Genomic DNA, 13,393 nt, shown 5'->3' on the forward strand with positions numbered 1-13,393 from the left:
CCACGTATAATCCAATAAAAACCATTTATTTTGCTTAATATCATATAGCTTTTACCCTTATTCTATATGATATTAAGCACCATTTTTAAGGATATTAAAATGAACCTAGTGAGTAAAATATTTAAAGAATGTATAGAAAAAATTGAGAGAGAATCTTTATTAAATAAAGACACGGATAAATGGAGATTAAAATTCCATATAATGCCGCCTATAGGATGGCTTAATGATCCAAATGGGCTTTCATATTTCAAAGGCAAATATAATATATTTTTTCAATACTCCCCTTTTGATATAAACGGAGGACTAAAATTCTGGGGACATTACAGAAGTTCAAATTTAATAGATTATGAATATATAGGTGTTTCAATTTATCCTGATGAAAAGTACGATTGTCATGGTGTTTATTCAGGTTCTGCTTTTATAGAAGATGACAAATTATATATATATTATACTGGAAATGTAAAACTTTTAGGAGAACATGATTATATAGACAGCGGAAGAGAAGCCAATACTATGCTTACAATTTCAGAGGATGGACTTAATTTCTCAGAAAAAGAATGCTTAATGGAAATGAAAGATTATCCTAAAAATGTTACCAATCATATAAGAGATCCAAAAGTTTGGAAAGAAAATGATAAGTATTATATGGTTCAAGGAGCTAGAATATATGGTATTAACAGAAATGAAAATAAGGATAATGATATAGGAGAGGTGCTTATTTTCTCTTCTAAAGATAAAATAAATTGGGAACATATAAGTACGATACATACAAAAGATGCATTCGGATATATGTGGGAATGTCCTGATTTATTTAATTTAAATGGTCAAAATATTTTAATTACATGTCCTCAAGGAGTAAAACAAATTGAAGGCATTTATGAAAATATATATTTATCAGGTTATTTTATGATTAATGATGATTATAAAAATAATGACTGCGAAGTTAATAATTTTCAGATACTTGACAGAGGATTTGATTTTTATGCCCCTCAGACTTTTTTAGATGAATATAATAATAGAGTTTTGATAGGATGGATGGGAGTTCCAGATACAGAAGAATATCATAAAAATTTAACAGTACAATATGGATGGCAGCATTGCTTAACAATAGCAAGAGAATTAACTTTCAAAAATGGAAAAATATATCAAATACCACATAGAAGTTTAAATAATTTAAGAATAAAAAAAATAGAAAAAGATTACAATAGCAAAAATCTCTCTGATAATATAATTGACAGCGATATTGGTGCTTATGATATTATTATTGATATTAAGGATAATAACAATTTTAAATTTATAATATCAGAAGGACTTTGTGCAAGATACGATAATAATACATTCATACTAGAGTTCACAGATACTATAGGAAAAAAAATAGGCGGAGGAAGAGATAAAAGAAAAGCATATCTTGAAAATTTATATAATATACGTGTTTTGATTGATACATCAAGCGTAGAAATATTTATTAATGACGGAGAAATGGTTTTTACAACTAGATATTATCCTGATGACTATTCATTTAAAATTTCAGGCAATTTATCATTAACTATATACGAATTAAAAAGTTTTAATATAAAATATAATAACACAAATATTTATGATTGACTTTAAGAATTAATGTTGTATCATATATCAATAATTATTTATTTAAGGAAAAAAAATGATTTTTGATTATAAAGGTATAACAAATAAAAATAAAGATTTAATATTCGTAGCTGGTCCATGCGTAATAGAAAGCGAAGAGATGACAATGTTTATTGCTAAAAAACTTAAAGAGATAAAAAATAAATTAAATATACAATTAGTTCTTAAAGGAAGTTTTGATAAAGCAAACAGAACTTCTCTTTCATCATTCAGAGGCTTAGGAATGAAAGAAGGACTGGAAATACTTAGCAATGCTGGAAAAGAATTCGAACTTCCTACATTAACTGATATACATGTTCCAAGCGATGCCGATGAAGCAGCAAAATATACAGACTTTTTACAGATACCTGCTTTTTTATGCAGACAAACAGATATGCTTAGAGCAGCATGCGAAACTGGAAAGGCTGTAAATGTAAAAAAAGGACAATTTATAAGCGGTTATGACTGCAAATATATAGCTGATAAATGTTCTGATGCTATAAATGAAAAAAGATTTTTCTTATGTGAAAGAGGTACTATGTTTGGTTATGGAAATCTAATAGTAGATATGAAAAACTTAGAAATAATGAAAAACTATGCACCTGTAATGTATGATGCTACTCACTCTCTTCAAATGCCTTCTGCCAATAATGGCATATCAGGAGGAGCTAGAGAGTTTATACCTGCCATTTTAAGGTCTGCGGTTGCTTTGGGTATTGATGCTGTATTTATGGAAGTTCATCCTAACCCTGATAAAAGCCCTTCAGATTCTGGTACTATATTTGAACTTGATAAAGTAGAAGAATTATGGAGTCAAATAATAAAAATAAATGATTTAGTTAAAAATATGCAGTTATAATTTATACAATTTAGAATATTATTTATAGTAAAATCATTTATACTTTTTTACATACCAATATATAAAAAAACTATAATATAATAAATTAGCAAAAAAATATTTATATAAAACAGAAACACAATTATTAGTATAATTTTATACTGAGAATTTAAATACAACCTATACAGTAAAATTATTTTCATTCATATATAATTTTTTATCAAAATAATATGCTAATAAGAAATATACTGCAAAAAATAAACCGCTTTTGTGGGATGAACAAAGCGGCTTATTACAAATATAGTTATTGGGGGGTAGTCCAATCAACTAAATATATTATCGGCTGAGAATATTTTAACTTTAATATTTTTTATAAATTTAATATTTTATTTTTAAATGATTTATTTATATAATAAAAAAACCGTCAGCACTCTGACAAAGAATGCTAACGGCAATTTTATACATAAGTAAATATTTTTAAGTCTAATTTAAGCAAGTGCCTTCTTAGCTACTTCAACTACAGCTTCAAATGCTTTATAGTCATCTATAGCCAAATTAGATAAAGCTTTTCTGTCTATTATAACATTAGCTTTTTTAAGTCCGTTAATGAACTTGCTGTAAGATATACCTAAAGGTCTGCATGCTGCATTGATTCTTAAAGTCCATAAACGTCTCATCATTCTTTTTTTCTGTCTTCTATCACGATAAGCGTATTTTAAGCCTCTTATTACAGCCTCTTTAGCCTGCTTCATTTGCTTGCTGTGAGAACCATAATAGCCTTTAGCCATCTTTAATATTTTTTTTACTTTTTTCTTTCTTACTACTCCGCTAACTACTCTCATTTTAATCTCCTTTATTATCTGCCGTAAGGCATCAATCTAGGCATTTCAGCCATATTAGTGTCATCAGCTATTCTAGCTTTACGATACTTTCTTTTAGTATCAGGTCTTTTGTTCAAAAATTTGTGGCTGCCGAATGCATGAGCAAATTTAACTTTACCGCTTTTAGAAAATCTAAAACGCTTTTTGGCACCGCTTTTTGTTTTTAACTTTTGTTTCATAAACTAATATCCTTTTAATCATATTTACTGTATGCTCAATCTATACGTATGATAAGTACGCATAGCTAGTGGGCTATTTACTATTCTGCTGATTCAGATGCTTCTTTAGAATCAGAAGAAGTCTTTTTAACTTTTATAGGATTAAGCACTGCAGATAAATTCTTACCTTCCAATTTGGCAGGTTTTTCTGTAGAAGCTTCATTTTCTAAATCCTGCATAATCTTTTCAATAAGGTCATAACCAAATTTAGTATGAGCCATTTCTCTTCCTCTAAACATTATAGTAATTTTAACCTTATTACCTTCATCTAAGAATTCACGAATATGCTTCATTTTAAAGTTATAATCATGTATGCTTATTTGAGGACGCATCTTGATTTCTTTAAGCTGTACTAATTTTTGCTTCTTCTTAGCCTCTTTACTCTTCTTTTGAATATCAAATTTATACTTACCATAATTGATAATCTTACAAACAGGAGGTTCTGCTGTAGGTACTATCTCAACCAAATCTGAACCTTCCTCTTTTGCTAGTGCAAGAGCATCCTTAATACTCATTACACCAAGACTTCCCCTCTCATCATGCACAACTCTAACCTCTGGTGCAGTAATAAATTGATTAATTCTCTCTCCTTCTTTTTTTACTGTTGCCATTATTTAGCTACCTCATTTAGTAGTAAATATAGAATCATTCATTCTCTCCTTAGATTCCTTTTTGAGTTTCTCTATAAACTCATTTAAATCCATATCTTTAATTTCTTGTGAAGAACGTGTTCTAATAGATAATTTACCATTAGAAACCTCTTCGGCACCTATTATAACTGTATATGGAGTTCTTTGCAAGCGGTATTTCTTAATCTTAGTACCCAAATTCTCATTATCTTCATCAACTTCTACTCTAAATCCTGCATCTTTCAATGCCTTAGCAACTTCATTAGCTCTATCAATTTGAGCTTGTTCATTAAGTACATTAACAACAGCCACTTGTAATGGAGAAAGCCATAGTGGGAACTTACCATTATAATGCTCAACCAATATACCTATAAAACGCTCCATTGATCCAAGTATAGCTCTGTGAAGCATTACAGGAGTATGTTTTCTGCCGTCTTTACCCTCATAGCTTATTTCAAATCCCATAGGAAGTGAGAAGTCAACTTGTAAAGTACCGCATTGCCAGTTTCTATCAAGAACATCTTTAATATTAAAATCTATCTTAGGACCATAAAAAGCTCCATCCCCCTCATTAATTTTATACTTTATACCAAGTTTGTCCAAAGCATTAATTAATGATTTAGTAGCAAGCTCCCAAATCTCATCGCTTCCGATTGATTTAGCTGGTCTAGTAGAAACAAATATTTCAAAGTTCTCAAAACCAAAGTCTTTATATACAGATAAATAATATTCAATAGTATTAATAATCTCATCGCCTAGCTGCTCTTCTGTACAGAATATATGAGCATCATCCTGAGTGAATGCTCTTACTCTGAAAAGTCCATGCAAAGCTCCAGAAAGCTCATGTCTGTGAACAAAACCTAATTCAGCAACTCTTAAAGGCAAATCTCTATAGCTATGTATATTAGAATTATAAACAATCAAACCGCCCGGACAATTCATAGGTTTTACAGCGTATTTAGTTTCATCAATCTCTGTAAAATACATATTCTCTTTATAATTATCCCAGTGTCCGCTTCTATGCCATAACTCTTCATTAAGTATAGCAGGAGTTTTTATTTCAACATATCCGCGTTTATCATTTTCATTTCTTATATAAGATTCTACTGCTTTATAAATAACCATTCCTCTAGGATGCCAAAAAGGAAAACCAGGACCTTCTTCATGGAAGCTAAATAAATTAAGTTCTTTACCTAATTTTCTATGATCTCTCTCTTTAGCTTCTTTAAGTTTTTTAAGGTATTTATCCAAAGCATCTTTGCTTTCAAATGCAGTTCCATATATACGCGAAAGCATTTTATTGTTAGAATCCCCTCTCCAATAACTTCCAGCTACAGACATAAGTTTATATGATTTTATATATCCAGTAGAAGGAACATGAGGACCGCGGCAAAGATCTATAAAATCGCCTTGCTCATAAAAAGATACTGTATCAGCATCTATGCCTTCTATAATTTCAACTTTATAAGGCTCATTTGTTTTTTTGAAATACTCTATAGCTTCATTTTTATTCATTACTTTTCTTACTACAGGTATATTCTCTTTTATAATTTTTTTCATTTCATCTTCTATTTTAGGTAAATCCTCTTCTGTGAAAGGCTTTTCTGCATCAAAGTCATAGTAAAAACCATCTTTGATAGCAGGACCTATAGTAACCTGAGTATTGGGATAAAGTCTTCTAACTGCCTGAGCCATTAAATGACTTGTAGAGTGTCTTAAAACTTCAAGACCTTCATCTGTGGTGGTAAGTATCAATTCTAAATCGCCGTCTGTTTCAGGCGTATATGTAAGGTCAACTTGTGTTCCATTAAATTTTGCTGCTACGGCATCTTTGGAATCTTTTTTAGCATTTTGTTTAAGGAAGTCTAGTAAGGACTCTCCTTTAGACAAGTCATAAGACTGTCCTAAATAATTAATTTTTGACATTATAACACCTCTTTGAATTGATACTTTTTATTTGAATTAAAATAATACAAATAATGCTATATATATTAACATATTTATATAGAATAGTCAATCAAATTATATATTTTTTAAAACCAAACAAAATATTATATTATAATTAGAAGATATGTTCATTTTTAATTTATTAAAAATACATAATAATCATTATATAATCAATAATCACATTTTTAATTTAAAATATAATTATAAAAAATCAGTATTTTTATTGAAAAATTATTGTTTTTACTATATTATTAGTGTGTACTTTTACAACTTAAAAAAGAATTAAGGAGAAAAATATGGTTAAATTCTCAGATTTAGGTCTTGTTAATAGTAGAGATTTATTTAAAAAAGCTATTACTGGTGGTTATGCAATACCTGCATTTAACTTTAATAATATGGAACAACTTCAGGCAATAATACAGGCATGCGTAGAAACTAAAAGCCCTGTTATAATTCAGGTATCTTCTGGTGCTAGAAAATATGCTAATCAGACTTTATTAAGATACATGGCACAAGGAGCTGTTGAATATGCTAAAGAATTAGGAGTAAATGTTCCTATAGTATTACACCTTGATCATGGCGACAGTTTAGAACTTTGCAAAAGCTGTATAGAATACGGATTTTCATCTGTTATGATAGATGGAAGTCATTATGATTATGATAAAAATGTTGAACTTACTAGAAGTGTTGTTGAGTATGCTCATAAATATGATGTTACTGTAGAGGGAGAATTAGGAGTTCTTGCTGGTGTTGAAGATGATGTTTCTGCTGAACATCATACTTATACTCAGCCTGAAGAAGTAGAAGACTTTGTTAAAAAAACAGGTGTTGACTCTCTTGCTATTTCTATAGGTACTAGTCATGGTGCTTACAAATTTAAACCTGGTCAAAAACCAGAAATAAGATTAGACATTCTTAAAGAAATTGAGAAAAAAATTCCTGGATTCCCTATAGTTTTACATGGTTCTTCAAGCGTACCTCAAGAATATGTTAAAATGATTAATGAAAACGGCGGAAAATTAGATGATGCTATAGGTATTCCAGAAGAACAATTAAGAGAAGCTTCAAAAAGTGCAGTTTGTAAAATCAATATTGACAGTGACTCAAGACTTGCTATGACTGCGGCTATAAGAAAAGTATTTCATGATAATCCTAAAGAATTCGATCCTAGAAAATATTTAGGACCTGCTCGTGATGAAATGAAAAAACTATACATGCATAAAATCAATAATGTATTAGGTTCTAATGGAAGAATATAATTTTATAAAAATAATAAAAAATTAATATAATAAATAAAAAGGAGATAATGTGGGAAAACAGCATAGAAAAGTAGTTAAACGCAAAAGAGCTTTAAGAAGAATAAAAAGACAAAAAGAAGCTCTAAATGCTAAAACTAAATAATAATTAAAAAACGCAATATTTAAGGGCATGAGAGTTTTATATCTTATGCCCTTAATTTTTACAATCATATCAATTTCAATCATATCAGCTTCAAAGGATATACAAATGAAAAAAATTATATTTATAATATTATTATCATATACAATATTAATATCTTGCGAAATTAAAACAGAAAAATCGGCTATTGCTTTACAAACAGACTTCGGAAGAAAAGATAATGCTGTTTCAAGTATGTACGGAGTAGCTTTAAGTGTTGATCCCAATTTAAAAATTTATGATCTTACACATGAAATACCTGCATATAATATTTGGGAAGCTGCTTTAAGATTGGATCAAACTGCAAGATATTGGCCTAAAGGTACTGTATTTGTAAATGTTGTGGATCCTGGAGTTGGTACGGATAGAAAATCGGTTGTAATGAAAACTACTAATGATTATTATTTTGTAACTCCTGATAACGGCTCTTTAACTTTTGTAGCTGAAAGTATGGGTGTAGAAGAGGTGAGAGAAATTGATGAGGCTGTAAACAGATTAAAAAACTCTGATGAATCATACACTTTTCATGGAAGAGATGTTTACATTTATACGGCTGCCAAATTGGCTTCACAGCAAATTAATTTTAAACAAGTAGGAAAATCTTTAGGAACAAATATAACAAAAATAAATTATGAAAAAGCAAGATTTGAAAATGGTAAATTTTTTGCTAATATTCCCATATTAGATATTCAGTACGGAAATATATGGACATTGCTTCCGCGTAAATTAATGCTTGATAATGGTGTGCAGGTTGGAGATACATTAAATATAGAAATTTATAATGATGGTAATTTAGTATGGAATGGAGATATTAAACTTGTAAATACTTTTGGAGATGTTCCTGAAGGTGAAAATATGGGATATTTTAATTCTGAGCTTAATTTTTCTATTGCTGTTAATATGGGAAATTTCTCTGATAAATATAAGGTTTACAGCGGACCTAAATGGAGCATAGAAGCAACTAAAAAATAATTATTATAAATAAAGGCATACTTGTTAAATAAGTATGCCTCTATTTATATTAAAATTTAGGGCCAAGTCTATATCCTATCTGCACTCCTATATCAACATTTCCATAACTTTCATCTTTTATAACATTAATCCTTGTTAAATTATCTGACCAAGAAAATCCCCAGTCATATCCTATATAAAGTCCTACATTAACAGCCATATTATCTTTAAAAAATATAGAATAGTTAAAAACACCTCTTATATATGTTCTAGGCTCGCTCATATATGTTATGCTTTTAGAATATGAACTGCTTTCATAATTTAATCTTGAAGGCAATGTAAATTTAGCTCCTACATTAATACCTATAGAAAATCCCTTTATATTAAATTTAGGGTAAAAACCTAAATAAATATCATTAATAGATGCTTTATAAATCTCCGACTTATTATTCTTTGAATAATTAAATCCCGTAAAATCATAGCCTAAAGAACCTAATAAACTAACTCCCATATCATCTCTTATCTGGAACATATATCCTACATTAGCTTCCAAACCTATTTGAAAATTACCTCCGCCCTTAGGGTTTCCAGCAACAGGAACATTTTTTTCAACCACCGTAATACCTGCCCCTATCGGAACATTAATCAGTAATTCAAAACCTCCTATTTCAGCATAAGAAACACTGCCGCATATAAATATTAATAAAAAAGCTGCTGTCATAGCTTTAAATAACTTAAACATATATATATCTCCTATAGTTATTGCAAGCTTCATTATATTTTATATCTCTATACAATAAACTCAACTATTTATAATTCCTTTTTATATATAAAAATATTTTATAGATTATCATTCTTGTAATATTTATATCTATTTTCTTTATAGCGTATCGATACATCCTTATTAAATATTGTAAATCTTATATAATTGTATTTATATCTTATTCTGCTATAATATTCTTTAATTGTATTGGATTCTATAAAAATAATAAACTCTTTAGAAAAATATTTATTATAATCATTTTTATCAATATATTTTAAAGTTTTATTTAAAGTATTTTTTATTATATTAAAAATTTTTCTCTCATCTTCTTCATTAAAATTTTTTGTTCTAAAAGCTAAAAATGCCTCGCCTTCTATATATTTTGCAAATGATAATGACTTGCTTTCCCAAAAATTATATTTTGTGTAGAAATCTTCTAATAATTCAAACCATTTTGGTATAGCCTCTAATAATATCTTTGGTTCTTTTACAGCTCTCTTAGAATCCTGTCCGGCTCTTTTAACATAATGATAATTAGTATTATACTCAAAACTAACATTTTTAGTATACATTAAAAGTTCATGTGAGAATATACCGTCTTCTCCAGGCTGAACATTTAGAGGATATCTTAAATATTTATAACTATCTAATATTGATTTTCTTATAAACATTGAACATGTGGGAAGTGCAGAATGATAATCTTTATTTACCCTTTTATCCAAATTCCAAAAAGTACTTAATACAACCAAATCGCTGTTATTTTTTTCAGCATTATGATAAAAAACTTCAATAAAATCATTATCTATATAATCATCGCTGTCTATACAAAATATATATTCGCCTCTTGATTTTTCTATACCGTCATTTCTAGCAGCAGATACCCCAGCATTTTTTTTATCTATTATTATTATTCTTTTATCTTTTACAGCATATTCTTTTAATATTTCAAATGAATCATCAGTAGAGCCGTCATTAATACATATTATTTCCAAATCTCTATATGTTTGATTAATTACGCTATCTAAACAAGCCCTTAAATATTTTGAAACATTATAAACTGGTATTACTATACTAATCATATTTATAGATTTTCTATATCCTCCAAACTTAATCCTGTTATTTTCATTATTTCTTTATTATCCATATTCATATTTTTTAGCTTTAATGCTATGCTTTTTGCCTTATTTATTTCTCCTTTTTCTATACCTTCTTTTATACCTTCTTTTATACCTTCTTTTATACCTTCTTCTTTACCTTTCTTAATTCCTTCTTCTATTCCTAATCTTCTCTCCTCATCAAGCATTATTTGATTTCCATATAAATATGCCTCTTTTTTCTCGTATTCCATCATCATTAATCTGCTTTTTACAAAATTATTATATTTTTTCTGTACTTCTTCCATTATAGGTTTTTCTTTTACTATTTCAGACATAGATGCCTCCAAATTTTTACTTGTAAATATTTTTAGCCAATAATTTAAATCTTTAGATAAAACATTCTTTTTAAACTTTTTTAATTCTATTATATGTATCTGAAGATGATCTGTTAAAAGTTTTTTATTATTCATCTCATAAAGCATATAACATGAATGTATATTCTTTGTTTTATCTAAATTAAAATTGAGAAGATTAATACTTATTACAGGAGTAAGTTCATCGTATCTTTCACCATGTTTTAATAATTTACTATAATTAGCTGCCCAATAATAAAGTATACGTTCTGGAAATCTTGAATTGCCTTGTAATTGTATCTCTATTATAACTACAGAACCATTTTGAGTAATACATTTTACATCAACTATTGTTTCCTTTAAATTCCTATTTTTCTTAAAATTAAATGGAGTAAGTATTTCGACTGAGCGAAAAGTCTTCATATTAGCATTAATCATTATAGAATTGATGAAATCCAAAAGTATAGCTTCGCTGCTCCCTTTATCAGTAAAAAGATAGCGTATGAAATAATCATTCAAAGGATTAAAATATTTTATTTGTTTTGTATTCAATTTTTGTACCATAAATATATTATAATAGAATAAGAATAAATTGTCAAAATTTGTTAAGTGATTTAGAAATTTTAAAATATAATTTTTATACATTATAAAATAATAATTTATTTTTTAAAATGTTTTTAATAAAAAAGAGATACTAAAAAATAGCATCTCTTTTATAAATTATCACTTATATTTAATTAATGTGTTTCATTTATATATGACAGCAAACTCTCATATTGAACTTTCATATTATCAGGAACTTTAGGATCATCTAATAATTTTTCTAAATACTTTTTAGGCTCATCCTTTTCTCCTGCAAGAACCATTATAACAGCTTTATAATAATGAGCAACATAAACTTCTTCAGATTGAGGATATGTTTTTATTATTGTATCAAAATATTCATTTGCTTTATCATAATCCTTACGCTGTGCTCTTATCAAAGCAAATCCAAGAAGATATTTAGCCATAGCATTTTCTGGTATAGCTTTTTTAGCTATTAAAGCATCGTATATTTTTCTAGATTCCTCTTCATTGCCTGACTCCAAATATAGATCCAATTTTTCTAAACTAGGTTCTTTACTTGCTAATACAACATTAATTTTATTCAATTTCTTTATAGCATTTTTCATATAAGGAACAAATTTTTCACCCTCAACGTATCCTCCTACATTTTCTAATACTAAGCCATCAGCATTGATAAAAAGTATTGTAGGATATCCTTGAACACCGTATTTTTGTGCTATCTCTGCTCCTTCATCAGATGTTTCAGGATTTAATTTTACTGATACCATTTTCTTTGCTATGTCCATAACTTCTTTATTGGCATAAGTGTTTTTATCCAATTCCTTACACCAAGTACACCAATCCGTATAAACATCTATCATTATAGGAAGATTTTTATCTTTGGCTTTTTTCATTGCTGTAGCTAAATCTTTTTCCCATTTTATTTCAGCTTCAGCTTTACTGCATGAAACTATAGATAATAAAGCTATTAAAATTGTTATTATATTTTTATTCATATATCTAAACTCCTTAATTGATATAAACATATTATAGAATATTTTTATCAAAAAACAATACAGATATAATTAATTAGTACTTGAAAAATAATCTAAAAAACTAGTATAAGCCTCCTTCATTTCCTCAGGTACTGTGTTAGTAAGATTTTCTATATATTTTATACTCTCATTTGTCTGTCCATTATTAATTATCATATCAAGACCTTTATAATAATAAGCTATATACACTTCATTATAATTACTATATTTATCAATCATTTCATTAAAATATTCCATAGCTTTATCATTATTATCAATATCTAAAAGCATAAGAGCAATTTTTGACATATATTTTGCCTTATTTTCTTCAGGAATCTTATTTTCTGAAGCTAATACATCATACATTTCAGAAGCCTCTTTTGTATATCCTGAATCCAAATATATATCTAATTTTTCTATACTAGGAGTTTCATCAGCAAATACTTTTTTAATATTTTCTTCTTTTTCTTTAATGCCATTCATTTCATTTACCAATTCATCACTCTCAACATAGCCTACTATTCTTCTTATAACAAATCCATCTCCATTCATAAAAAGCATGGTAGGAAAACCAATTATGCTGTATTTATTTAAAAAATCATTACCATTAGATACTTTCTCAGGATTAAATTTCAAAGCTATAAAATTAGAAGAGTTATCAATTACATCTTTATTTGCAAATGTTGTTTTATCCATTTCTTTGCATGCTCCGCACCAATCGGTATAAACATCCATCATTATTGGCTTATTTTCCTGCTTTGATATTTCCAATGCTTTTTCAAAATCGCTTTCCCAATTTATTTTTTTATTAGAACATGATACCAATAAAACAAAAATAAATGTTATTATATATAATCTATTCATTATATTTCCCTTAAAATATGTTTTTATAATAAAACAATTTATATTTAATAATGTAAATATTTATATGTATCATTTATTTTATCTGATTAAATCATGATTTTTATTGAACTAAAAAGTATGCTATTAATTAGAACAATAGCTTGTATTAATTCAAATATATGTTATAGTAATGTAAAATATTATATGGATATAAAAATGTTAACAAGACAAGA

13 protein-coding genes are annotated in these 13,393 nt (G+C 27.7%); 4 read left to right on the forward strand and 9 right to left on the reverse strand.

Annotation, left to right across the window (positions count from 1 at the left end; translation table 11 throughout):
* The first annotated feature begins 99 nt into the window (after positions 1-99).
* A complete protein-coding gene (locus tag Q0J69_RS04530; RefSeq protein WP_297204701.1) occupies positions 100-1,605 on the forward strand; it encodes a glycoside hydrolase family 32 protein in 1,506 nt (501 codons plus the stop codon).
* Positions 1,606-1,660: 55 nt separating this feature from the next.
* Positions 1,661-2,482: a 3-deoxy-8-phosphooctulonate synthase gene (gene kdsA, locus Q0J69_RS04535; RefSeq protein ID WP_297204702.1), complete on the forward strand. Its 822-nt coding sequence runs from the start codon at positions 1,661-1,663 to the stop codon at positions 2,480-2,482.
* 467 nt (positions 2,483-2,949) lie between these two features.
* On the opposite strand, the gene rplT is transcribed toward kdsA, so the two are convergent.
* The 4 genes from rplT to thrS form a co-directional block, all read right to left on the reverse strand.
* A complete protein-coding gene (gene rplT, locus Q0J69_RS04540; RefSeq protein ID WP_297204703.1) occupies positions 2,950-3,303 on the reverse strand; it encodes a 50S ribosomal protein L20 in 354 nt (117 codons plus the stop codon).
* Between the two features lie 14 nt (positions 3,304-3,317).
* Entirely contained in the window at positions 3,318-3,521 is a 204-nt protein-coding gene (rpmI, locus tag Q0J69_RS04545; protein WP_028329893.1) for a 50S ribosomal protein L35, read from the reverse strand.
* Positions 3,522-3,601: 80 nt separating this feature from the next.
* Positions 3,602-4,171 (reverse strand): translation initiation factor IF-3, encoded by a 570-nt coding sequence (gene infC, locus Q0J69_RS04550; protein ID WP_297204704.1) that lies wholly within the window; start codon positions 4,169-4,171, stop codon positions 3,602-3,604.
* Positions 4,172-4,183: 12 nt separating this feature from the next.
* Positions 4,184-6,115 (reverse strand): threonine--tRNA ligase, encoded by a 1,932-nt coding sequence (gene thrS / locus Q0J69_RS04555; protein WP_297204705.1) that lies wholly within the window; start codon positions 6,113-6,115, stop codon positions 4,184-4,186.
* A 317-nt stretch (positions 6,116-6,432) separates the two neighbouring features.
* Between thrS and Q0J69_RS04560 the strand changes: the two genes are divergently transcribed.
* Together Q0J69_RS04560 and Q0J69_RS04565 are read left to right on the forward strand one after the other, a co-directional pair.
* On the forward strand, positions 6,433-7,395 hold the full coding sequence (locus Q0J69_RS04560; RefSeq protein WP_297204706.1) for a class II fructose-bisphosphate aldolase: 963 nt from the start codon (positions 6,433-6,435) through the stop codon (positions 7,393-7,395).
* A 247-nt stretch (positions 7,396-7,642) separates the two neighbouring features.
* Positions 7,643-8,545, forward strand: a complete 903-nt coding sequence (locus Q0J69_RS04565) for an S-adenosyl-l-methionine hydroxide adenosyltransferase family protein (RefSeq protein ID WP_297204707.1) — start codon at positions 7,643-7,645, stop codon at positions 8,543-8,545.
* A 49-nt stretch (positions 8,546-8,594) separates the two neighbouring features.
* On the opposite strand, the gene Q0J69_RS04570 is transcribed toward Q0J69_RS04565, so the two are convergent.
* The 5 genes from Q0J69_RS04570 to Q0J69_RS04590 form a co-directional block, all read right to left on the reverse strand.
* Positions 8,595-9,266, reverse strand: a complete 672-nt coding sequence (locus Q0J69_RS04570; RefSeq protein WP_297204708.1) for a hypothetical protein — start codon at positions 9,264-9,266, stop codon at positions 8,595-8,597.
* A 98-nt stretch (positions 9,267-9,364) separates the two neighbouring features.
* Positions 9,365-10,366, reverse strand: coding sequence for a glycosyltransferase family A protein (locus Q0J69_RS04575; protein ID WP_297204709.1), 1,002 nt, complete (start codon positions 10,364-10,366; stop codon positions 9,365-9,367).
* A gap of 2 nt (positions 10,367-10,368) precedes the next feature.
* Positions 10,369-11,301, reverse strand: a complete 933-nt coding sequence (locus Q0J69_RS04580) for an Rpn family recombination-promoting nuclease/putative transposase (RefSeq protein WP_297204711.1) — start codon at positions 11,299-11,301, stop codon at positions 10,369-10,371.
* A 173-nt stretch (positions 11,302-11,474) separates the two neighbouring features.
* Positions 11,475-12,299, reverse strand: a complete 825-nt coding sequence (locus Q0J69_RS04585) for a thioredoxin family protein (protein ID WP_297204713.1) — start codon at positions 12,297-12,299, stop codon at positions 11,475-11,477.
* 69 nt (positions 12,300-12,368) lie between these two features.
* Complete coding sequence (locus Q0J69_RS04590; protein ID WP_297204715.1) at positions 12,369-13,181, reverse strand: thioredoxin fold domain-containing protein; 813 nt, start codon at positions 13,179-13,181, stop codon at positions 12,369-12,371.
* Positions 13,182-13,393 lie beyond the last annotated feature (212 nt).

It is taken from the genome of uncultured Brachyspira sp. (assembly GCF_944388875.1).
Taxonomy (GTDB): domain Bacteria; phylum Spirochaetota; class Brachyspiria; order Brachyspirales; family Brachyspiraceae; genus Brachyspira.